A 20,991-nucleotide genomic window follows, 5' to 3' on the forward strand; every position below is an offset into this window, starting at 1 on the left:
CGTTGGGTTCGAGGCGTGAGCATCGAGCGGACGAACCCCAACGGACTCCACCAGACCCCCGGCTACCACCACGTCACCACCGTCCAGGCCGACACACTCATCTACCTAGCCGGGCAGTGTCCGTTGCAACCGTCGAGCGACCTGGCGGCGGGTGGTCTGGAAGGACAGACCGCGCAGGTCATCAGCAACATCCTGACCGCGCTGGAGTCTGCCGGCGCCACTCCTTCGGACGTCGTCCGCACAGTCATCTACGTCGCGAGCCCTGACCGCGAGGACCTGTCCGCTGTGTGGACTCAGCTCAACGCGTCTCCGCTCGGCCCTGCCTTCACGACCGCGAGCACGCTGCTCGGTGTGGCTCAGCTCGGTTTCCCCGGGCAGTTGGTCGAGGTCGACGTGACCGCGGCGCTGTGATCGCTCCGGCTGAGGTTGTCTCCTACGATCCGCGGTGGCCGCTGTGGTTCGCGGAGATCTCAGCGGCTCTGGAGCCGTTCCTGGCCGGGCTGCCGCATGTCGTGGAGCACGTCGGCAGCACCGCCGTACCCGGTCTGGCGGCGAAGCCGATCATCGATATCGACGTCGTCGTACGGTCGGCCGATGTGGTGCCCGCGGCGATCGAGCGGTTGGTTGCCGCGGGCTACCGTCATGAGGGCGATGCCGGGATCCCCGGCCGGGAGGCGTTTGCGTTGCCGCCGAACGTTGCCCACTACCACCATTTGTATGTCGTTGTTGAAGGCAACGAAGCTCACCGGGATCATGTGCTGCTTCGGGATCACCTGCGTGCGGACCCGGTTTCTCGTGAGCGGTACGCCGCCCGCAAGCGCGAGCTGGCGCACCTGCTCACCACGGACCGCGCCGCCTACGTCGACGGCAAGGGCGCGCTTGTCGAGGAACTGATCGCTAGAGCTGGTGATTCGCCCACAGCCGACGGTCCGGGTCGTACCGACGACGAAGTTCGGTGAGCCGCTCGTAGTCGCCCGGGTCGTAGCCCTCGGCAACCTCGTCAGGAGTCAGCGGCGCGTAGCTGAAGTTGAGGAACCGGCCGACTGTCGATGCTTTCCACGGCTCGAGGACCGCCTCCTGCGCTTCGGGCTCGCCGATGACGGTCAGCGAGTACGCCGCCTCGCGGTGGCCGACTGCGTTCGGGATCTCGGGTTCGCGGGCGAGGGCACCGCCGAGATGACGGATGCCGATCACGCGCATCGGAGCCCCGGCGGCCGGCTTCGGCAAGGTCGACAGCGCATCGAGATCGCTCACCAGGACGTTGCGGGAGCTGTAGCTGTCGGGGCGTTCCGGCTCCGCGAAGATCTGCCCGGAGTCGACGTACGGCAACTCCCCCACCGTGTCGAGCGCCGGCTCGCCGATCGCGCGCAGCGGCTTGATCAGCTCCTCGCCGTTGTCGCCGAGGACCGCGAGCTGGATCTGCGCGATGTACTTGCCGCGGATCGGCGCCGGCACCTGTGGGATGTCCGGGATCGGCAGGATCGCGATCGCCGAGGTCACCTCCTCCGGCACGGACCGGGTCCACTCGCTCCACACCTCCGGCGCGGTCGGGTGCTCCGCGAGATCGAAGTACAGGCTGCCCCCGTACAGCGTCGGTACGTCGAACAGGTCGACCTCGATCCCGGTCACGAGACCGAAATTCCCGCCGCCACCCCTCGTCGCCCAGAACAGGTCCGCGTCAGCGTCCCGCCGTACGCCGTCCATGGTCACGAGCTCGATCCGCCGGACGTGGTCCGCGGCGTACCCGAACCGCCTTGCCATCAACCCGAGCCCACCGCCGAGCGTGTACGGGATCGCGCCGACACCGGGCGAGCTACCTGACAACGGCGCGAGGCCGTACGCCGCGGTCGCGGCGAGCACGTCCCGCCAGGTCGCGCCCGCCTCGATCCACGCTGTCTTCTTGTCCGGATCGACCGTCACGTGATTGAACGCACTGGTCGCGATCAGCACGCCACCGGCAATGCCTCTGGTCAGACCGTGGCCGGATGCCTGCACCGCGATCCTCTTGTCGTGATGGATCGCGTAGCGCACCGCCTCCTCGACGTCGGTCGCGTTGGTGACCGGGAAGATCACCTCAGGCCGATGCGGGTCCCGCCGCTGGAATCCATGGCGCGCGTCGTCGTACTCCGGGCTTGTCGTCGTCAGCATCATGAAGCTCACGCTATGGACCCTTGCGGACAGTTCTTGTCCGCAAGGCATCCTGTTCTCATGGATATGCCTGGCCGCCTGCTCCGGTTGCTGTCGCTGCTGCAGAGCCGTCGCGAGTGGTCCGGCCGCGAGCTGGCCGACCGCCTCGGCGTCACGGAGCGAACGGTACGACGCGACGTCGACCGGCTGCGATCGGTCGACTATCCGGTCACCGGGACGACCGGGACCGCGGGCGGCTACCGGCTCGGCTCGGGGACGAACCTGCCGCCGGTCCAGCTGGACGACGACGAGGCGATCGCCGTCGCGCTGGGGTTGGTGGGCGCGGCCGGCGGTGGGGTGAGCGGGATGGCGGACAGTTCGATGAGCGCGCTGGCCAAGCTGGAGCAGGTCTTGCCGGCGCGATTGCGGCCCCAGCTCGCGGCGGTGAGTTCGTCCGCGGAGGCGATCCCGCGGCCCGGCGTACCGCAGGTTTCACCGGGGGTGCTCGCGGTCCTCGCACGCTGCTGCCGGAACCACGAGATCGTTGCCTTCGACTACCACGGCCGGGCGCGCGGGGCGACGCGCCGGCGGGTGGAACCGCATCAGCTGCTGACGTTGGCGTGGCGGTGGTACCTGCTCGCGTTCGATCCGGGGCGGGACGACTGGCGGATCTTCCGGGTCGACCGGATCTCCAACGTTGCCTCGACACTCCACCGCTTCACGGCTCGGGCGCTTCCGGCACCGGACGCGGCAACCTATCTGGTCGAGTCGTTCACGTCGGCGCAGTACCAGCACTCTGTCCATCTGACCGTGCAGGCTCCCGCGGCTACAGTCTCCGCAACCTTCGAAGGTGTTGTCCGCGGGATCGTCGAGCCTGTTGATGATTCGTCCTGCATGGTCCGCTTCAGCGCGGACACACCGGCGATGCTCCTGACCCAGGTCGCCGCCGTCGCGGCGCTCGGCCCCTTCGTCGTCGACCACGCGACTCCGGAGACGGCTGCGCTCATCGGTCGGGTGGGGGCGCGGCTCACGCAAGCCTTCGTCACGCAGTGATCAGTCCGATTCCAAGGGTCAGTACGCCGACTGCCAGGGACGCTGCGCCGACCCACAGGATCCAGAGGAACTGGTTGGGCTGGGTGCGGTCCTTGCCGGCCGATGATGCGAAGAAGCCGCCGGACATCAGGATGGCTGCGGCCGGGATCGCCAGCCGCGCGACCCAGAGCCAGAACCCGGTGAGGCCCGTTTGGTCGACGTACAGGAGCCCGACCAGGCTGAGGATCACGAGTACGCCGGCGTGGGCGTGGCCGGCTCGTGCGAACGACTTCTGGAAGCCGGTCATCGGCACCTGGCCGCGGACGATCTTCGTCATGAAGTAGCCGCCGAACTGGATCGTCACGATGGTGAGCAGGATGACGCCGGCGATAGTGCGGGATGCGTCGGTCATGCGTACACGTACTCCTTGACTGATGTGATGCTGCGGGCGGATCGCGCGACCCACAGGGCTACGGCGAGGTAGAGGATCTGCTCGGGGATGCGCTGCCAGAGCGGGGTCGCCTCGCCGCCGGCGAACGGTACGTGCGCGACCGCGGCGTGGATGTTGGCCGGAAGGAGCGCCACGAACAGGGCGGCCAGTGCGTAGCCGGCCGGCTTGCGGGTCGCGGTGATGACCAGGCCGGCGGCGCCGAGCAGCTCGAGTACGCCGGTGAGGTAGACGAGCGCATCGGCGTACGGCAGGAAGGGCGGCACCATCCGCACCATGTCGGCGTGGTTGGGCATCACCGTGACGCTGGCCGGAACCAAGTGTGCGCTCGCGGTGAACAGCAGCATCACCGCCATCGCGTGCGCCGCGGCGACCGGCCAGGTGGTGAACCGTCGTACGCCGAGCGTGCCTAGCGCCCGGAAGCCGATGGTCGCAAGGATCAGCACTAGGGGGATCATCGTGGGTCACTCCTTTATGGATAGTTGCGATATCCGCTTATGGATACTGATACTATCCATCACAGGCGACGGGAAGGCAAGGGAAATGCGGATCGGGGAACTCAGCAAGGCAACCGACGTACCGGTGCCGACGATCAAGTACTACCTGCGCGAGGGCCTGCTCCCCGCCGGCGAACTCACCAGCCCGAACCAGGCGTCGTACGGCGAGGCGCACGTCCGACGGCTGCGCCTGATCCGCGCACTGATCGAGCTGGCGCAGGTCCCGGTCGCTCAGGTCAAGGAGATTCTCGAATCACTCGACTCCGACACCGAACCCCTGCACGAACAAATCGGCCGCGCCCACCGAGCCCTCACCCCCACCCGCCGCCTGACCGCCACCGACGAGGCCCGAGCCGCCGCCACCGCCCAGGTCACCGACCTCATCACCACCCGCGGCTGGAAGGTAGACCCCGAAGCCCCCGCCCTGGCCACCCTCATCGACACCATCGCCGCCCTACACACCCTCGGCCAACCAACCCTGGCCGCCCACCTCGACACCTACGCCGATGCAGTCGAACGCTTCACAGCCCTAGAAATCGAAGCCGTCACAGCCAACCCAACCCGAGACCAACTAGCCGAATCAGTAGTAATAGGCACCATCCTCGGCGAAACCCTGATCTCCTCCCTACGCCTACTGGCCCAAGAATCAATCTCCGCCGACCGCTGGACGAGCAGCTGACTCGACCCCCAACTGAGGATGGTTTGCAGGGCTTCGGGATCCAGGCGGGCGTCGCCGGCGTTGTAGCCGTTGCCTGGAGTTGCGATGACCTCTGCCGCGGTCCGGGTCTCGTGCTTGAGGACGTGGTTGGCGTTGGGTGGGAAGGCGAACGTGATGTTGAGCATGCCGGCGGCGGCTGCCTGCAACGGATCGCCGTCCGCATGCATGTCGACCTGCAGGTCGTGTACGCCGATCAGCACGAGCGTCGGGATCTTGACCTCCGACAACGCGCGGGTCGCATCCTCGGACCACAGTTCGCGGGCGAGGGGAAGGTTGGCGGGCGTCTCGAAGCTGGCCAGCACCATCCTCACCTGCTCGGGGATCTGCGGGTCGGGGTCCATCGGCTGAGCCGCCTCGTAGCGGTCGGTTGCGGCGCGGACCAGCTCCATGAGTTCGTCGCCGTTGGGGAGCTGGGCAGCCTGGAGTCCCAGTTGGGCCAAGAGGAGGTCCCTGATCGGCCGGCCGGGCGGCGCCGCGAGCACGATGCCCGCGAACGGGATGTCTTGTGCGCTGACGGCGTAGTGGAGCACGTGGAGGGTGCCCTCGCTGTTGCCCAGTCCGACGATGCGCGAGGCGTCGACGTACTCCTGGGCGGCGAGGGTGCCGACGGCTGCGGCCAGCTCGTCGAGGTGCGATTGCATACTGAGTTTGCCGATGAGCTTCGGCACGTTCTCGGCCGCGTGCGGACCAGACACCCGCTTGTCGTACCGCAGGGATGCGATGCCTGCCTCGGCCAGCGCATCGGCGAGGAGGTGGCCGCTGCCGTTGGTGCCAGGCAGCAGCGGGGAACACCAGTCCCGGTCCGTGGGTCCACTGCCTGCGACCAGTGCGACGGCGGGGAACGGGCCTGCACCGTCCGGCCTGACCAGCGTGCCGTACATCGTGATGCCGTCGAGCTGCCATGACACCTCGCGCTCTGTCATGGGTATGAATGTTATCAGAATTGAGAACAATGGCGTAGGGTGCCTGTGTGAGTAGCGCGGACCTTCTCCTGCACCCGGTTCGGCTGCGGATCGTCAAGGCGTTCCTGGGAGATCGCGCCCTCACCACGGCGCAGATCGCCGCCGAGCTCGACGACGTACCGACCCCCAGCCTGTACCGGCACATCGCGACCCTCACGCGGGCGGGCGTACTGCAGGTCGTCGCCGAGCGGCAGGGTCGTGGCAGCGTCGAGAAGACGTACACCCTGCGCCTCTTGGCCGCACGACTGCAGCCCGACGAGATCGAATCGATGTCCCTCGAGGACCACACCCAAGCCTTTATGGCCTACATCGCCGGCCTCCTGGCCGACTTCGACCGCTACCTGGCCCACGACCCAGCCCCCGGCCACGACGGCGCCGACTACCGCGTAGGCGCGATGTGGCTGACCGACGCGGAGTACGCCGACTTCCTGACGGACCTCACAGCACTACTGCGCTCCCGGCTAACAAACAAGCCCACCAAGAACCGCCACCGCCGAGTCGCCTACCAAGTCCTCTTACCCGCCCCAGAGAACCCGCACTAATCACCCGTCGTGAGCCATATCCACGAACCGCGAGTAATGCCCCTGGAACGCCACCACCACGTCAGCGGTAGGCCCATTACGGTGCTTGGCCACGATGAAGTCGGCTTCGCCGGGTCGGGTGGACTCGCGCTCGTACGCATCCTCACGGTGAAGCAGGATGACGACGTCGGCGTCCTGCTCCAGGGAATTATGTGTAGCGATGCCCTCGGCGACGAAGTTGTGGGTGCCTAGGACGGTGGCGTCGTACACCTCTTGCTCGCCGAGACTTTCGATCGTGGTGATTGTGTCCCAGAAGATGTCGTTGGTGGCGAGGACCTCGAGATCGGCGTTGTCGAGGATGTCTGCGACCTTCGCCAAGCGCTGGCGGCTCGGGGCGTGCTTCCACATCGTCGAGCCGGAGAACTGGGTGCTCATGGCGGAGGCGAACTCGCGGTGCGAGACGTTGCGTGCGGCAAGGACCTCGCGAACCTTGGACCAGACCTCCTTCGGCACGGTGTCAAGGTTGGTGTTGCCCTTCACATCGCGCAGAGCCGTCGCGACCTCCAGCACCTTCAACCCACGCAGGCCGTGTACGCCAATGCCGTCGCAGAACCGCAGCTGGTTCTCCGCGCCGTAGATGTACAGGTGGTAGGTGTCGCGGTACCCCGCCTTCTTCACGGTCTTGATCCGGCTGAAGATGTTGTGGCGGAGGAGGAGGCGGGCCAGGTCGTCGGTGAGGCGGCGGCTGGTGCTGGCGTAGTAGATGCGTGCCTGGCCGGCCTTTGCGTCCCAACGGACGGAGCCGTCGGTGGCCCAGAGGTGGCGGATGAAGTGGGCGACCTGCTCCTTGGGCAGCGCGAAGACGCCGGCCGGGATGAACTTCTCGTGGCTGCGCAGACCGAACAGGCCGAGACCGTCGAGCCACGCGGCGATCGGGTTGCGCTTGCCCCGAGCCAGTCGGTACGGCGCGGGCAGGCGGAGCGTGGTCACTCGCGCGGCGGCGTACTCGTCGCGGATCGGGGTGATGCCGAAACGACGGTGAGCTGCCTCGCCGACCGCGGCCAGGTTGGCCTCGTCGATGCTCGCGTAGCGGATCGGCTGCCGCTTGACGAAGGACCCGTCACCGATGAGGTGAGCCAGCAACGTCAGCTCGTCCTCGTCCCACGGGGTCACGTCGAGCGGCGGCGGGACGTGCCGGAGCGATCCCAGCCTCGCGCCGGGCGACAGCTCACCCAGCGGCTTCCAGCCGTCGTACGTGAGGAAGGGGTGGTTCGCGGTCGCCTTGATCTCCCGGCCGGAGGCGAGCTTCAGCCGGAAGACCTCCTTCACCCCACTCGGGAAGGCGTGGGTCAGCGTGCGCGGAACCAGCTTGAGCCGGTCGTCGAGGGACCAGACCGGGATGTCCTTAGCGTCCGTCGCGAGCAGCTCGCCGAGCGAGATCTCCGCACCGTTGTCTGCCCGCATCAGCCGGGTGTCCGCCGTCAGGCAACCCGATTCGCGGAGGTCGGAGGCCATGGGGCGTTTGTCGGAGCGTTGTTCGGAGCCTCTGTTTAGCTGGCAGATGGCTACTACGGGGAGTTCTAGTTCTTTGGCCAGGAGCTTGATGGAGCGGGAGAACTCGGAGACTTCGAGTTGGCGGGACTCGACCTTCTTGCCGGACGTCATCAGCTGCAGGTAGTCGATGATGATGAGCTTGAGGTCGTGGCGTTGCTTCAGGCGGCGGGCCTTGGCGCGGATCTCCATCATGGTGAGGTTCGGGGAGTCGTCGATGAAGAGGGGGGCCTCGGAGACCTCGCCCATCTTGCGGGCCAGGCGGGCCCAGTCCTCGTCGGTCATCTTGCCGTTGCGCATGTGGTGCAACGGGACCTTTGCCTCGGCGGAGAGCAGACGCATGGTGATCTCGTTGCGGCTCATCTCCAGCGAGAAGATGCAGGAGGTCAGGCCGTGCCTGATCGAGCAGGAGCGGGCGAAGTCCAGGCCCAGCGTGGAGTTGTGGGTCGGGATCATCGTCTTGCCGGCCAGATACAGATGGTCGGCGTTGTCGACCTCGACGCAGCGCACCGGTACGCCGACGACCGGGTCGACCCACTCCACCCGGCGCTCGCCCTCACCGACGAGCGCGGCCGGGAAGCCGTGCCCGGTGATCTGCCGCGGCGCCGACCCGGGGATCGACGGTGTCAGTCCGGGACTCGCTGACATCGCCGTGTACAGGTCGGCGGTCGTGCAGACCACCGGGCGGCCGCCGTCCTCAACGAGCCACTGGTGCTCGGCGTCGGCGACGATCGCGCTGCCGTCGGAGAACGACAGCCGGAAACAGGGCCGGTCGACCATCACGTCGGTCGCCGCGACCACGGTGGTCGGCAATCCGCTGGCATCGAGCAACTGGTCGCCGACCGCGACCTCGCCCATCGTGGTCCAGCCGGTCGGCGTCGGCAGCGGGGTGTCGAGGGCCAGCGCCTTCCCCATCGCGGGACGCGCGGCGACGATGATCATCTGGCCGGGGTGCAGCCCGTTGGTGAGCTCGTCGAGATCGGTGAAGCCGGTCGGCACGCCGACCATCGCGTCGCCGCGGGAGTCGATCGCCTCGATCTCGTCGAGGGTGCCCTCCATGATGTCCTTCAGCGGGGCGTAGTCCTCGGCGGTCCGCTTCTCGGTGACCGAGTAGATCTCCGCCTGCGCCTCGTCGACGACATCGTCGACCTCGCCCTCACCGGCATACCCGAGCTGGACGATCTTCGTCCCCGCCTCGACCAGCCGGCGGAGGATCGCCTTCTCGCGGACGATATGCGAGTAGTAGCTGGCATTCGCCGCGAGCGGGACGGAGGCGACCAGCGTATGAACATACGGCGCGCCGCCGATCCGGGCCATGTCGCCGCGCTTGGTCAGCTCCGCGGCGACGGTGATCGCGTCGGCCGGCTCACCCCGCGCATACAGGTCGGTGATCGCGTCGAAGACGCTCTCGTGCGCCGGGCGGTAGAAGTCCGTGCCGCGCAGCGTCTCGATGACGTCGGCGATCGCGTCCTTGCTCAGCATCATCGCGCCGAGCACGCACTGCTCGGCCGCCAGGTCCTGCGGTGGGGTGCGGTCGAAGCCCATCTCCGGCCTGCGCTCTTCGTGGCCGCCGTCCTGGCCCCCGCGGAACTCCGCCACGCTCACTTCGCCCGACCTCCTCGTCCGCCGCCGCCCGGCCAGTGTGGCCGGTTCGAACACCTGCTCGAACCGTAGCCCGGCCCGCCGACACTTTCCGGCAGCAGGCCTCGCGACCGTACGCCGCTGCCGTCACCCAAAGCCACCCAGCCGTCCACAGGGGGTGTGGACGAACTGTGGGAAACTCCGTGAAGGGCTGTGCACAGGCTGCGAACAACCCTGTGGATATCTGTGGACGTTTGCCCACGACATCGCTCTGACCTGCGGTTTCTCCCATTCACAACTGTGGAGAAGAAAAAGTCTGAGACGAATTTCCGAAGCCCGCGGTCGTCGTGGGTAACCTCGCCCCGTGAGACGCAGACGATGGGTGGGCGAACAGGATCGGGAGATCCTCCGGCTGGCCGTCCCGGCGTTCTTCGCGCTGGTCTCCGAGCCGCTGATGCTGCTCGCGGACTCCGCGATCGTCGGCCACCTCGGTACGCCGCAACTCGCCGCGCTCGGCGTCGCCGGCACCATCCTGCAGACCCTCGTCGGCGTCTGCGTGTTCCTTGCCTACGGCACCACATCCGCTGTCGCGCGGCGGATCGGCGCCGGCGATCACAAAGGCGCGCTGGCGCAGGGCATCGACGGACTCTGGCTGGCCTTGCTGCTCGGCGTCGTACTGGCGTTGCTCGGCCTGGCCCTCGCGCCGCAGGCCATCGCCGCGTTCGATCCGTCGCCCGAAGTGGCTGACTATGCAGTCACCTATCTGAGGATCTCGTGCTTCGGGATCCCCTCGATGCTGCTCCTGCTCGCCGCGACCGGCGTACTGCGGGGACTGCAGGACACCAAGACCCCGATGGTCGTCGCGATCACCGCCAACCTCGCGAACATCGGTCTCAACGTCCTCCTCGTCTACGGCATCGGCCTCAACATCGCCGGCTCGGCCCTCGGCACGGCGCTCGCGCAGACAGGCGCCGGTATCGCGCTCGTGGTGGTGGTCGTCCGCGGGGCCCGCCGCGACGGCGCCAAACTGAGACCGGACCGGCCGGGCATCCTCGCGTCCGCGCAGATGGGCGTGCCGCTGATCGTCCGGACACTGACGTTGCGTGCGGCAATCATTCTGCTCACCTTCGTCGCAACCGCCCTGGGTACGACGTCAGTCGCCGCGCACCAGGTCGCGTTCACGCTGTGGTCCTTCCTCGCCCTCGCCCTCGACGCGATCGCGATCGCCGCGCAGGCGCTCACCGGCCGCGCGCTCGGCGCCGGTGACGTCGCGGGCACTCGCACGATCACCCGACGGATGATGTGGTGGGGCCTGTTCTCCGGCGTGATCGGCGGCCTCGCGTTGTGGGGCCTGCGCGACATCTACGTCCCGTGGTTCACCAGCGATCCCGAGGTACGCCGTACCCTCGCGGCCATCCTGATCGTCGCCGCGCTGTGGCAGCCGGTCAATGGCGTGGTGTTCGTGCTGGACGGTGTGCTCATCGGCGCGGGCGACGGGAAGTATCTGGCCGTCGCGGGAGTCATCGCTCTCGTGCTGTACGTACCGCTGGCGCTGGCGGTGCTCTGGCTCGGCGGTGGGATCGTCGCGCTCTGGTGGGCGTTCGGCGGGTACATGCTGCTCCGGTTCCTCACGCTGACCATCCGTGAGCGCCGCGACGGCTGGCTCGTCACCGGAGCTACTCGCTGACCCTGCGGTGCGGCATCGTGGAGCGGAAGGAAAGGAGCGGCATGCCCGACACCGACGACGACCAGTCCGTCGAGCTCGACCCCGTCCAGCGGGAGTCCGGTGACGACGACACTGAGGCCGCCCGTGAGCGGCGTGCCGCACAGGCGCGAGCCGAGGCCGACCGGCGTCCGATCGCGGACCTGACGGCCGAGGAGGACGCGGAGCGGCGCGCCGAGCAGGAAGTGCAGGTCCGTCTGGAGGAAGAGGACGCCGCCCACGCAGAGCGGATCGAACTCGCGACCAAGGACCAGCACGAGCTGGAGGAGGTCCGCGACCGCGGGCAGCTCCTCGACGCCACCGCCGAGACCGAGCTGGCGATGAAGCGCGCGTACGCCGACGAGGCGGCCCGCGACCGGTACCGCGGCTACGCCACCACAGAGACGCAGCAGTCCATCAAGGATCTCGCGCGTGGCAGGCACGAGCTGGACGAAGCGGCCGCGCACCCCGACGAGCGCGGATCGGCGGAGCTCGCAGCGAAGGGCCGACGCGACGAGCGGGCCAGCGGTATCGAGGCTCGTCAGGCCGAGTCCGACGACCGGCTCGCTGACCGGTACGACGCCTCCGCGCGGGAGTACCGACGTGAGGTGTCGCCGGACCCGCGCTACGCAGTACAGAACCCGCCGAAGGAGACTCCGGAGGCGCAGCTCCCCCAGGCCCGCCGCAACGTCCGCAGCCGGCTCAGGACCAAGCGGAAGACCGACCGCAGCGCCGAGCCCGACCTGGAACTGTAGCTAGGGCTGCAGCTTCTGCGTCTGGATGATCGCCAGGTTCGCCGCGACCACGACGACGAAGACCACGCCGAGCAGCGGGTGCCCCAGGCTCCACAGGGCGGCACCCGCGAGGCCGAACACCAGCACCTTCACGATCCAGCGCACCGCCGGCGTACCGCGGATGGCGGTCGGTGCTGCGAACAGTCCCCAGACCACCGCCGTTACAGCCGGCAGCCCGATGGCGAGCAGCCACCGGACGAGCGTCGTACCGCCGGTGTCCCAGCCCCACCAAGCAAAGATGCCTAGGGCAACCAGCTCGACGAGGAACGCCAGCAGCAGGTTGCTCCACTTCCACATGCTCAGATACCGCGGATGTTCGGCTGGCGCTGGTCGAAGAACAGGCCGGCCGGCGGCTCCTGCACCGGCAGCGGCGGGATCGGGTAGTCGGTGTGGATGTTGTTCCGGCAGGCCGCGAACGGGCCGTCCGGGTCGAGCAGCGCCATCATGTGCGGGTCCGCGTGGTCACGCCACCAGACCGACATCCCGGTCGCCGGGTCGAGCCGCAGGTGCTCCCACGCACGCCAGATCGAGTCGAGCCGGCTGAGTGCCTCCGCGTGCCGATACCACTCGGGGCACCAGACGAACTGCTGCCCGAGCCGCCGGGTGTAGAGGTAGATCAGCCGGTCTTCGACGAACGCCGCGACGTGTGGATAGAAGAGCTCCTGTTCACCATCCACCTCGGTTGTCCCCTTCGTTCTGCTCCCAGACCGGCCGGTCCGGGCCGCGCTGCGGCGGGGGCGCCTGTCCGCCGGTGCCTGCCGACACCCACGGGTTGTTGCTCACCGGGACGTTCGCAGCCGCTCCCGGATCGTACTTCGCCAGCGACGCCTTCACCGCACCGGCGTCCGGCCGGGTGAACCACGGGACGGTCTTCACCAGCGTCGCCGGGATACCCGACGGGAACACGACCGCGCGACCGGGCGGCATCGAGGCGAGGTCGGAGACCTCCATGATGTTGTGCCGCTGGACCTGCGAGCTGGTCCCGCGCTTGCCCTCGTTGTACGACACCGAGTTCGAGTTGATGTCGTAGTCGCCGATCATCTTGCTCAGGTTCTCGAGGAAGGACGCGTCCGCCGCGCCACCGCCGTACACCCGGATGTTGGCCGAGCCCCACAGCTTCTGCATGCCGTGGTCGCCCCAGCACTCCTGACCCTGCGCCCAGGACTGCAGGATCGTCATCAGCACGATGCCGCGCGAACCGAAGTGCGAGTACAGGTCGGGCAGGTTCTTCCAGCGGCACACGTTCGCGGCCTCGTCCAGTACGCCGACCAGCGGGCTGGGCATGCGGCCCATCGGGCAACCGCGGGCGAACTGCTCCGCCGCCTCGACGACGGCCACGGTCAGCGCGGTGACCAGCGGTCCCGCCGTACCGGCGCCTTCCTTGGAGAGGCTGTACAGCGTGCCGCCCTTGCGGACGAACTCGTGCGGGTTGAACTGCGGGCGGTTGTCGTTCGGCCCGCTCGGGACGACCCAGCGGGTGACCTTGCGGTTGATCAGGAACTGCGCGCTCTGCTGCGCCGTACCGTAGACACCCGCGCGCTGCTTGTCCGGCGCGTTGATGACACCGGACAGCGCATCCGCGGACATCTGCAAGCCCGGGGTGTTGCGCAGGATCCGCTCCGGCTCGTCGTTGCGCTGGTCGGCGAGCCAGCTGTACACCTGCGTGATCGGGCGCTTCGCCACCGCGGCGGCGAGGAGCAGACCGGCCAGCAGGTCCGTACCGGCGGCGTCGAAGAACGCGTCGGTCTGGGCGCCGACCTGGCGCTGTGACGCGACGAAGTGCTCGGCCAGCTCGCGGGCCTTGGTCTCGTCGGTGATGTAGCTCAGCGGGTTCCACCACCAGGTGTTCGGCTCCTCGCAGACCTCCTGCGGGTCGAACACCCAGACCGGGCCCTTCTCCGTGCGCGGCCCGCGGGTGGCGTCGACGATGTCGCGCTTGTTGGAGGTGGCGACGACGCACCCGGGTGCGTCCAGGATCGCCGGCACCGCGCGCGACGTGGTCTTACCGGTTCGGGGACCCCAGATGTCGACGTGCATGTCTTCCCAGTTGCCGAAGACCTCGAGGTTGTCCCGGACGGTACGGCCGATCAGGATGCCCGGACCCGCGTGCCCGGCGCCGAGCTGGTTCGCCTTCTCCTGCGCGCCTTCGCGGGTGAGCTTGTAGATCTCCGACCGCTTCGACATCAGCTGCGCCTGCCGGTCGACCCGGCCGACCGACTTCTGCCGGCTCCGGAAGTACCAGAAGCCGGTGCCGACGAGACCGAACAGCACGACCAGCTCGATGATCAGTACGCCGGTGGCCGCGCCGGACCAGTCCAGGTGTCCCTTCATCAGATCGACGATCGCGTCGAACGGGTTGCCCACCGGCGGCGAGCCGTTGATCGCCGCCGCGACCTTCATCGCGCCCCAGAGCGAGAACACGACCAGTGCGAACACACCGACGGCGGCGAAGATCAGGATCGACTCGGGCGACAGCCCGCCCGGTCCGGTGCTTTTCCTGCCCTGGGCCATTACTCGTCAACTCCCGTTCGGGCGACCACTCGGGTGGTGGGGTCGGGCGGCGGCAGCATCGCCGGATCGTCCAGGCTGTACTCGCCGACGACCGCCTCACTGCCGTCCGGTGCGACCTCCACCTTCAGCGGCTTGCCGTCCTCGCCGGTCTTCCACAGCTTGTTGGTGTCGTTGATCTCCCGCTCGACCGAGGTCAGGCCGACGTGCACCGGGATGCCCGGGCGGCCACCGACCTTGACCAGGAAGTTGCCTCGCCCGGGAGGCGCGGCTTCCTGACCGGTGGCCGGGTCCCAGGCGGGCGGGTCCTGCCAGCCGATGAGCATGTTCTGCTCTTCCTGGGACATCGGCACGACCTCGGTCAGGTTCTCCATCTCGGCCCGCGGCAGACCGCCGCAGATGACCATGCCCGAACGCTCGACGAAGCCCTTCGCCTTCATCCGGTCCTCAGGGTTCTGCAGCGCCAGCAGGTCGGACATGGTGTGCGAAATCATCGCCATCCCGACACCACGCTGCCGGTTCAGCCGCGTCAGGGCGTCGACACGGTCGACCAGACCGCTCCCGGCCCGCAGCACCCGCCACAGCTCGTCGAGGATGACGAAGTAGTGCCGCCGCGGCTCCAGGCCGGCGTCCGCCAGCGCCTGCGAGACCGCGACCGCGCCGAACCCGTACGACCAGCAGGCCAGCAGTACGGCGGCCTGCAGGCTGGTCTCGGAGTCGTCGATGTTGGACACGTCGAACACGACCGGCCGGTCGAGTTGCATCGGGTTGTCGGTCTGCTCGGAGAAGATCTCGCCGAGCCGGCCGCCGCCGACCAGACCGATCAGCGACGCCTCGAGGCCTTCAGTGATCTGCCGGTAGCGGTCCAGGCTGCCGCGGTCGAGGGCCACGTTGCGGACCCGGTCCGGGGCGTCCTGCACGACCTGGAGCAGGTCGCGCAGTACCGGCGTACCTTGGAAGCGCTCGTCGAGGACCTTGAGCGCCTCGTCGAGGATGGTCTCCTCGCGGTCGTTCGGCGGCTGCGAGCGCATGATCGAGATCAGCGCCGAGACCATCGTCTGCCGGCGGCCGTGCGCGTCGGCCTGGATCGCCTCGCGCGCCTTGCCGGTCAGCCGGAGCGCGGCCTCGCGGGACTCACCCGGGTCGAGCACGTTCAGGTGCCCACGGCCACGACCGAGCTGGATGACCTGGCCGCCGAGGGCCTCGATCAGGTCCTTGTAGTCGGGCTTGAGGTCGCCCAGCACGAGCGGCATCACGCCGTACCCAGCCAGGCCGAGCGCCATCCGCCGGGTGATCGTCGACTTGCCCAGACCCGGCTTGCCGAGCACGAACATCGACGGGTTCGAGATCAGCTTGGCCCGCATGAACCAGCTGATCGGGTCGCAGCACATGGTCGCGCCGGAGAGGATGTTCCGACCGATCGGCACACCGACCATCGGGCTGCCGGTGCCGGCCGCGAACGGCCACATGCCGCAGACCTGCACCGTCGTCCCGCGCCACTCGGGCGCAGCCTGCAGGTACGTCGAGTAGCCGCCGCCCGGGCCGGGCCAACCCCGCGGCATCGGCCGCTTGCCCCGCTTGCTCGGATCGACCGGCTTCTTCTGCTTCTGGCTCACTGTGACTCCCCAGAGGTCACCGTGCTGCTTTGTCCAATCATAGAGACTCCCGCAGGCCGGCCGGGACGGCCAGGTGATTCTGCAGTACGACGCCCAGCGGCAGCGCGGCCACGAACGCGGAGTCCTGCGACCCGAACGCCGGGCGGAGCAGAACGCGCGCGGTGGCGCCCAGGTTGTCGATGGCAGCGATCATGTCCGGGATCTGCTCGACCGTCATCACCGTGCCGGTGACGATCATGCCGAAGTTGACCAGACCCGCACCGCGCGCTTCCTCCTGCGCGGACCGGTCGGCGGCACGCGCCTCGGCCAGGCTGCGGGCGGACGGGCGGCTCGACGTACTGGCGCGGAACGACGCGTTGCGCTTGTCGGCCTCGACCATGCGAGCCGACGTACCGGCGTCCAGCGGGCGGTAGAGCAGGGTGACGCGCTTGCGGTCGATGTCGACGTGCGGCGCGACCAGCTGCGAGAGCACCGACGAGAACACCTCACCACGCGGCGCCTGCGACATCTGCCAGGTCACCGACCAGGCCGAGTCGTGCCGGTACTTGTCCCAGAACGCCTGCGCACCGGACGGGCCGACGTCGGTCCACTGCAGCTCGGGCGGCATGCCCTGGCCACGAGCCTCATCGATCAGTACGGCGGACGCCGGGTCGTACGCGATCCGGATCGCCTCGCACAGCTCCTGCGCGTTGACCGGCCGGGCCGCACCCGCACCGGTCGCGTTCAGGCTCTGGGTCAGCGCAGGCAGCCGGGCCGCGAGCTCGCGACCCATGTCGTCTTCCTTACGGCGCTTGCCGCTGCGGTCGGTGCCTTTGAAGGTCAGAGCAACCCGGGCGGACACGAGCGCCGAGCCCTCCGGGTAGGTCTGCACAACCTCGGTGAGCATCGCCCGCGCGATGGCCGGCGTCCCGTCCATCATGTTGTTGCCGACCTCACGGCGCAGCCGGATCCCCGTGTCGGGGGCGCTCTCCACCGTCACCGAGGCCGCGACGATCCCCGGCTCGTGACCGAGCGACGCCAGCCACTGGCCCCAGTGCGCTACCCAGATGTCGACCTGCTCCTCGTCCACCAGCGAGGCACCGTCCGGCTCCGCGTTGATGACGACCGTGAAGTGCCGGGTGCTCGGGTAGTACAGGAGGGCGAACGGGCGCCCGTACGAGTCCTTGTACTCACTCAGCTGGGACGACGCGGCCAAGCCGGGGAGCTGGAACTTGCCCCACGCCGTACGGCCGAGAGGACCGGATCGGTAGATGTTGTGCTTTGCCATCTTTGCTCGCTGCCATCCAATTCGGGTCGAGATCCGTTGCAGCGTGGACTGCCCATGCTTGTCCTTGGTCATCAGCAGCAGCAGTACGACGCCGACGACCAGCAGCGTGACCATCGCTGCGGGCAGACCGCCGGACATCGTCGCGATGACGACCATCAGCAGGCCGCCCATCAGGATGGCCGTGCCGAGCATGCCCAAGCCGCCGATACCCGCCGAGGCGGGCTGGCGCCAGTTGCCGTAGGTGCGAGGTGCGCGTCGTACGTTCTCAGCCGCTGCCACTTGGGCCTTCCGGTGTCGGTTGGTCGTCGCCTCCGCCGCTGCCGCTAGGGCCAGGTGGAGGTGGAGGCTGGTTGCCCCCGCCGCTCTGCTGTCCTTGGCCCCCGCCGCCCCGGCTCGAGCCGCCAGACCCGTTGCTGCCGCTCGGGCCGCTGCTCGAAGACTGCGAGGCGGCTGCGTCGCCCTGGTCGGTGGTCTCGGCCGCCATCGTCTTGCCGGCATCCGACATGCCCTTGAGAACCGCAGCACCCACCATGATCGGAGCAGCCACAGCCGCTACCGGCGCGGCCGCCGCCGCAGCACCAGCTCCCGCGCCCGCTCCGGCCCCGGCTCCAGCACCGGCACCCGCTCCGGCCGCCGCGCCTTCGCCACCGGCCGCGGCACCTTCACCAGCACCGGCAGCACCCTCACCGGCACCGCCACTACCGCTCGGAGCCTGCTGCTGTGCTCTACCGACGTTCTGCGCGCCGGACGGGCCGTCGCCTCCGCCCCCGCCGCCGTCGTCGGCACCCTGGCTGGTCTGCTTGTTCGCCATGTCGCCGAGCTTGTCCATGCCGGGCATCATCTTGGCCGCGATCATGCCGGCGCCGGCCGCGCCCGCGGTGGCCGAGACCATCGGCACGATGAACCGCATCAGGGCCGGCAATGCGAACAGCGCGAGCACCAGCATCGTCAGGCCGGTGACCACGTTCATCACCAGGCTGCCGACGTCGGCCGCATTGGTGCCGTCGAAGTGCAGCGGGGCGCCGTTGTTCGAGACCAGGCGGATCGCTGTCGCGTAGACGATCGCCGCCACCGGTTTGTAGAGGATGAAGGCGAGCAACCACGCGATTATTCGTTTGAACCAATTTCGGCCCATCTCGGTGTTCGTCGCGGCGGCCGAGATCGGCAGTACGCCGAGCAGCAGGATCAGCATCGCGCTGCGGACGACCATCAGCACGATCTGGATCACGCCGGCGATCACGCACAGGATGCCGACCGCGATCATGATGCCGATCAGCAGCGGTGAACCGGCGAGTGCCGCGACCGCGGCGAAGCCCAGCACCACTGACATGCTCGCACCGAACGCCTTCGCGTCGCCGGAGCCCATCTGGTCGCAGTTCTTGACCCACAAGTCTCCGCTCGAACTCAGCGAGGAGCTGACGATGCACTTGGAGAACGTGTCGCCGGCGGTGATCAGCGCCTGCGCGACGGCGATCGAGAAGGCCGAGGCGACCCCCAGGGTGATCAGCGAGCGGAGCAGATCGCGAGCCGTCTCACCGCGCTGTGTCCAGGCCATCTGGATGGCGCCGACGATCAGCCCGATCGCCGCGATGAACAGCGCGATGAACTGCGTGTGCGACCAGACCCAGCTGACCGTGTCGTTGGCCGGCTGACCGGGAGCGCCCTCCACCGACGGTGTCGGCACGTAGATCCAGAAGGTCGCGATCGTGGACATCAAGGTGCCGACCGCACCGGAGATTGCGTCGAGGATGGGCTGGAACACGAACTTCATCACCGCTTCCATGGCGGGGGCAAGGACCGCCGAGACGGCTTCTTTCAGCAGATCCGTGGCCCAGTTGAGCGGAATCATGTCAAGACGTCCTCGGGGAGACGAATCGAAGAATGGCCGGCAGCGCGACGATCGCCAGGAGCATCATCGTGGCGCCCGTGACGATCTTGAGGGTCTGCGGCGTCCCGGCGGGCGCGCCGTCCACGGTCGGCACCGACATCAGGTAGATCGCGGTCGCGTAGATCAGCGCCGCGATCGGTTTATAGATGATGAATCCGGCCAGCCAGGCGAGCGACCGCTTGAACCACATCATCCCCATCTCGGTGTTGGTCGCCGCCGCGGTCAACGGGAGCACACCGACCAGCAGCACGAGCATGCCGTAGCGGATGATCATCAGCGCGAGCTGGATGATGGAGGAGATCACCATCAGGATGCCGACGAAGATCACCAGCAACCAGCCGAACTGCTCGGCGGGACTCTTCAGCGGATTCACCAGCGCTTGCGTGAGCGCATCGGTGAAGCACTGGTCCTTGCTGTTCGCCGGATGGACCGTGTCCAGAACCGGGACGGCGACACAGTGATTTTCGGCGTTCAGCGCCTCGTGGACGATCCAGGTGGAGAACCCGTCCGCGGCCGCGATCAACGTCCCGGCGAAGGCCGTCGCGGACGCTGTCACCACGACCAGCGTGATCAGCGACCGGAGAATCTCCTTGGCCGGCTCACCACGGTGCGAGATAGCCATCTGGACCGCGCCGACGATGACCGCGAGCGAGGCGATGAACACCATGATGAAGTTCGTGTGCTGCTGCACCCAGATGGCCGGGGTGTTCTGCGCGATGTCCGGGGTCTGGATGTTGATCCAGAGCAGGGCGACCGCATTCATGACCGCCTCGACGGCATTCACGACGACGCTGGCGATGGCCTGGAAGATGAAGTCGAAGAACTTGCCGAAGGCCCATTGGATCGCGGTCTGCAGGCCGTCCCGGATGCAGTCGTCCCAGTCCCACGGCCACTTGGAACATCCAAGGGCGATCATGACGCACCACTGAACCTAACGTAGCCGTTGAGACTGGACAGGATGTCCGGCTCGACCGAGCCGTTGAACGTGCCGTCGTCCTGCAGCACCGCGTACCAGTCGCCGTGCGACCACTGCATGGTGATCGGCAGCGCGCCGTACGCCTTGTTGTTGAGGTTGGCAACGACCTGGATGATCGTCCGGGTGGCGTTCCGCGGGTAGTCGAGCACCTTGAAGCCGGAGAACTGGACGTCGCCGGCCTCGGTCGGCGGTGTCTGGAGCTCGGACCTGGCGGCAGCGATCGCGGCGTCCCGGCCCGGACCGGCCAGCACCCGCGTCTTCAGCGCGGCGACACTGACCTCAGGGTTCTGCACCTGGCCCAGCAGGACCATCGCGGCGAACACCGCGCCGGTCGGCGAGTGCGCGAAGCACGAGCGCACGCCGCTCGTGGCGGTGGACGCGGGCCCGGCCGCAGCCTGGATCGGGACCAGCATCTCGCCCTCGAACTGCCACGTGACCGCAGCCGGCGCAGCTAGCCGCGGGATCGCCTGATCCGGATTGCTGTCGTGGCAGCCACCGGTGTGACTGTTCGGCGGCGGCGGAGCCGTCTTGGTCGCGGTCGGCTGCTCGGTCGGCGTAGCGACCGGCCCGCTCGACTCAGTGGGCTGTTCAGTAGGAGCGATGGTGCTCGGCGACTGGCTGGGGTTGGCGGCCGGAGTGTCCGAGCCGTTACTGGCAACCGCCCAGACCACCAGGCAAATGAGCACGGCTCCGATGACGATCGCCGACGCGACGAAACCACGCTCCTCGAGGAAGCTGGTCTTTTCGCCGTCGGAATCGCCACCGGAGTCCGGATCCCTGCTGAACAGTCCCACCTGCGATCA

General features: G+C 68.2%; 19 protein-coding genes and 1 pseudogene. 7 read left to right on the forward strand and 13 right to left on the reverse strand.

All coding sequences use genetic code 11. The features are described 5' to 3' along the window. The first annotated feature begins 15 nt into the window (after positions 1-15). Complete coding sequence (locus ACQPYH_RS43950) at positions 16-411, forward strand: RidA family protein (protein WP_432884480.1); 396 nt, start codon at positions 16-18, stop codon at positions 409-411. Beyond that, the gene (locus ACQPYH_RS43955) at positions 408-959 is read left to right on the forward strand and encodes a GrpB family protein (RefSeq protein WP_432884483.1); all 552 of its coding nucleotides are present in this window, start codon (positions 408-410) and stop codon (positions 957-959) included. Before ACQPYH_RS43950 ends, ACQPYH_RS43955 begins: the two co-directional genes overlap by 4 nt. Here ACQPYH_RS43955 and ACQPYH_RS43960 read toward each other — a convergent pair. After that, positions 898-2,151, reverse strand: coding sequence for an FAD-binding oxidoreductase (locus tag ACQPYH_RS43960; RefSeq protein WP_432884485.1), 1,254 nt, complete (start codon positions 2,149-2,151; stop codon positions 898-900). The two genes, ACQPYH_RS43955 and ACQPYH_RS43960, sit on opposite strands and share 62 nt — an antisense overlap. A gap of 57 nt (positions 2,152-2,208) precedes the next feature. Here ACQPYH_RS43960 and ACQPYH_RS43965 point away from each other — a divergent pair, with 57 nt between their 5' ends. After that, complete coding sequence (locus tag ACQPYH_RS43965; protein ID WP_432884488.1) at positions 2,209-3,180, forward strand: helix-turn-helix transcriptional regulator; 972 nt, start codon at positions 2,209-2,211, stop codon at positions 3,178-3,180. Here the strand turns inward: ACQPYH_RS43965 and ACQPYH_RS43970 are convergent. After that, on the reverse strand, positions 3,170-3,571 hold the full coding sequence (locus ACQPYH_RS43970; RefSeq protein ID WP_432884491.1) for a hypothetical protein: 402 nt from the start codon (positions 3,569-3,571) through the stop codon (positions 3,170-3,172). The two genes, ACQPYH_RS43965 and ACQPYH_RS43970, sit on opposite strands and share 11 nt — an antisense overlap. Beyond that, entirely contained in the window at positions 3,568-4,065 is a 498-nt protein-coding gene (locus tag ACQPYH_RS43975) for a DoxX family protein (protein ID WP_432884493.1), read from the reverse strand. The genes ACQPYH_RS43970 and ACQPYH_RS43975 overlap by 4 nt, the downstream gene beginning before the upstream one ends. Before the next feature lie 85 nt (positions 4,066-4,150). On the opposite strand from ACQPYH_RS43975, the gene ACQPYH_RS43980 reads away from it, so the two are divergent. After that, positions 4,151-4,783: a MerR family transcriptional regulator gene (locus ACQPYH_RS43980; RefSeq protein WP_432884496.1), complete on the forward strand. Its 633-nt coding sequence runs from the start codon at positions 4,151-4,153 to the stop codon at positions 4,781-4,783. 164 nt (positions 4,784-4,947) lie between these two features. Here ACQPYH_RS43980 and ACQPYH_RS43985 read toward each other — a convergent pair. Continuing rightward, positions 4,948-5,745: pseudogene (locus ACQPYH_RS43985) on the reverse strand (alpha/beta hydrolase family protein); the annotation flags it as partial. A gap of 47 nt (positions 5,746-5,792) precedes the next feature. On the opposite strand from ACQPYH_RS43985, the gene ACQPYH_RS43990 reads away from it, so the two are divergent. Beyond that, positions 5,793-6,326 (forward strand): helix-turn-helix domain-containing protein, encoded by a 534-nt coding sequence (locus ACQPYH_RS43990; protein WP_432884498.1) that lies wholly within the window; start codon positions 5,793-5,795, stop codon positions 6,324-6,326. Here ACQPYH_RS43990 and ACQPYH_RS43995 read toward each other — a convergent pair whose 3' ends face one another. Continuing rightward, a complete protein-coding gene (locus tag ACQPYH_RS43995; protein ID WP_432894659.1) occupies positions 6,327-9,401 on the reverse strand; it encodes a replicative DNA helicase in 3,075 nt (1,024 codons plus the stop codon). A 400-nt stretch (positions 9,402-9,801) separates the two neighbouring features. On the opposite strand from ACQPYH_RS43995, the gene ACQPYH_RS44000 reads away from it, so the two are divergent. Both ACQPYH_RS44000 and ACQPYH_RS44005 read left to right on the forward strand, forming a co-directional pair. Further along, entirely contained in the window at positions 9,802-11,124 is a 1,323-nt protein-coding gene (locus ACQPYH_RS44000; RefSeq protein ID WP_432884501.1) for an MATE family efflux transporter, read from the forward strand. A 41-nt stretch (positions 11,125-11,165) separates the two neighbouring features. Next, entirely contained in the window at positions 11,166-11,894 is a 729-nt protein-coding gene (locus ACQPYH_RS44005) for a hypothetical protein (protein WP_432884504.1), read from the forward strand. On the opposite strand, the gene ACQPYH_RS44010 is transcribed toward ACQPYH_RS44005, so the two are convergent. The 8 genes from ACQPYH_RS44010 to ACQPYH_RS44045 are packed head-to-tail and all read right to left on the reverse strand — an operon-like array spanning position 11,895 to position 20,982. Further along, a complete protein-coding gene (locus tag ACQPYH_RS44010) occupies positions 11,895-12,230 on the reverse strand; it encodes a YrdB family protein (protein ID WP_432884506.1) in 336 nt (111 codons plus the stop codon). A 2-nt stretch (positions 12,231-12,232) separates the two neighbouring features. Beyond that, positions 12,233-12,610 (reverse strand): DUF4913 domain-containing protein, encoded by a 378-nt coding sequence (locus tag ACQPYH_RS44015; RefSeq protein WP_432884508.1) that lies wholly within the window; start codon positions 12,608-12,610, stop codon positions 12,233-12,235. Further along, on the reverse strand, positions 12,600-14,444 hold the full coding sequence (locus tag ACQPYH_RS44020) for a type IV secretory system conjugative DNA transfer family protein (protein ID WP_130443133.1): 1,845 nt from the start codon (positions 14,442-14,444) through the stop codon (positions 12,600-12,602). Before ACQPYH_RS44020 ends, ACQPYH_RS44015 begins: the two co-directional genes overlap by 11 nt. Next, positions 14,444-16,057 carry an ATP/GTP-binding protein gene (locus tag ACQPYH_RS44025; RefSeq protein WP_242000365.1) on the reverse strand — a complete coding sequence of 538 codons (1,614 nt, stop codon included), beginning with the start codon at positions 16,055-16,057 and terminating at the stop codon, positions 14,444-14,446. The genes ACQPYH_RS44020 and ACQPYH_RS44025 overlap by 1 nt, the downstream gene beginning before the upstream one ends. Positions 16,058-16,094: 37 nt before the next feature. Beyond that, a complete protein-coding gene (locus ACQPYH_RS44030; protein ID WP_198681568.1) occupies positions 16,095-17,603 on the reverse strand; it encodes an SCO6880 family protein in 1,509 nt (502 codons plus the stop codon). Beyond that, positions 17,590-19,173 carry a hypothetical protein gene (locus ACQPYH_RS44035; RefSeq protein ID WP_432884512.1) on the reverse strand — a complete coding sequence of 528 codons (1,584 nt, stop codon included), beginning with the start codon at positions 19,171-19,173 and terminating at the stop codon, positions 17,590-17,592. The genes ACQPYH_RS44030 and ACQPYH_RS44035 overlap by 14 nt, the downstream gene beginning before the upstream one ends. 1 nt (position 19,174) lies before the next feature. Continuing rightward, a complete protein-coding gene (locus tag ACQPYH_RS44040; RefSeq protein WP_432884515.1) occupies positions 19,175-20,128 on the reverse strand; it encodes a hypothetical protein in 954 nt (317 codons plus the stop codon). Next, a complete protein-coding gene (locus ACQPYH_RS44045) occupies positions 20,125-20,982 on the reverse strand; it encodes a hypothetical protein (RefSeq protein ID WP_432884518.1) in 858 nt (285 codons plus the stop codon). Before ACQPYH_RS44045 ends, ACQPYH_RS44040 begins: the two co-directional genes overlap by 4 nt. Positions 20,983-20,991 lie beyond the last annotated feature (9 nt).

The sequence above is a fragment of the Kribbella sp. CA-245084 genome (genome assembly GCF_050942355.1).
Classification (GTDB): Bacteria; Actinomycetota; Actinomycetes; order Propionibacteriales; family Kribbellaceae; genus Kribbella.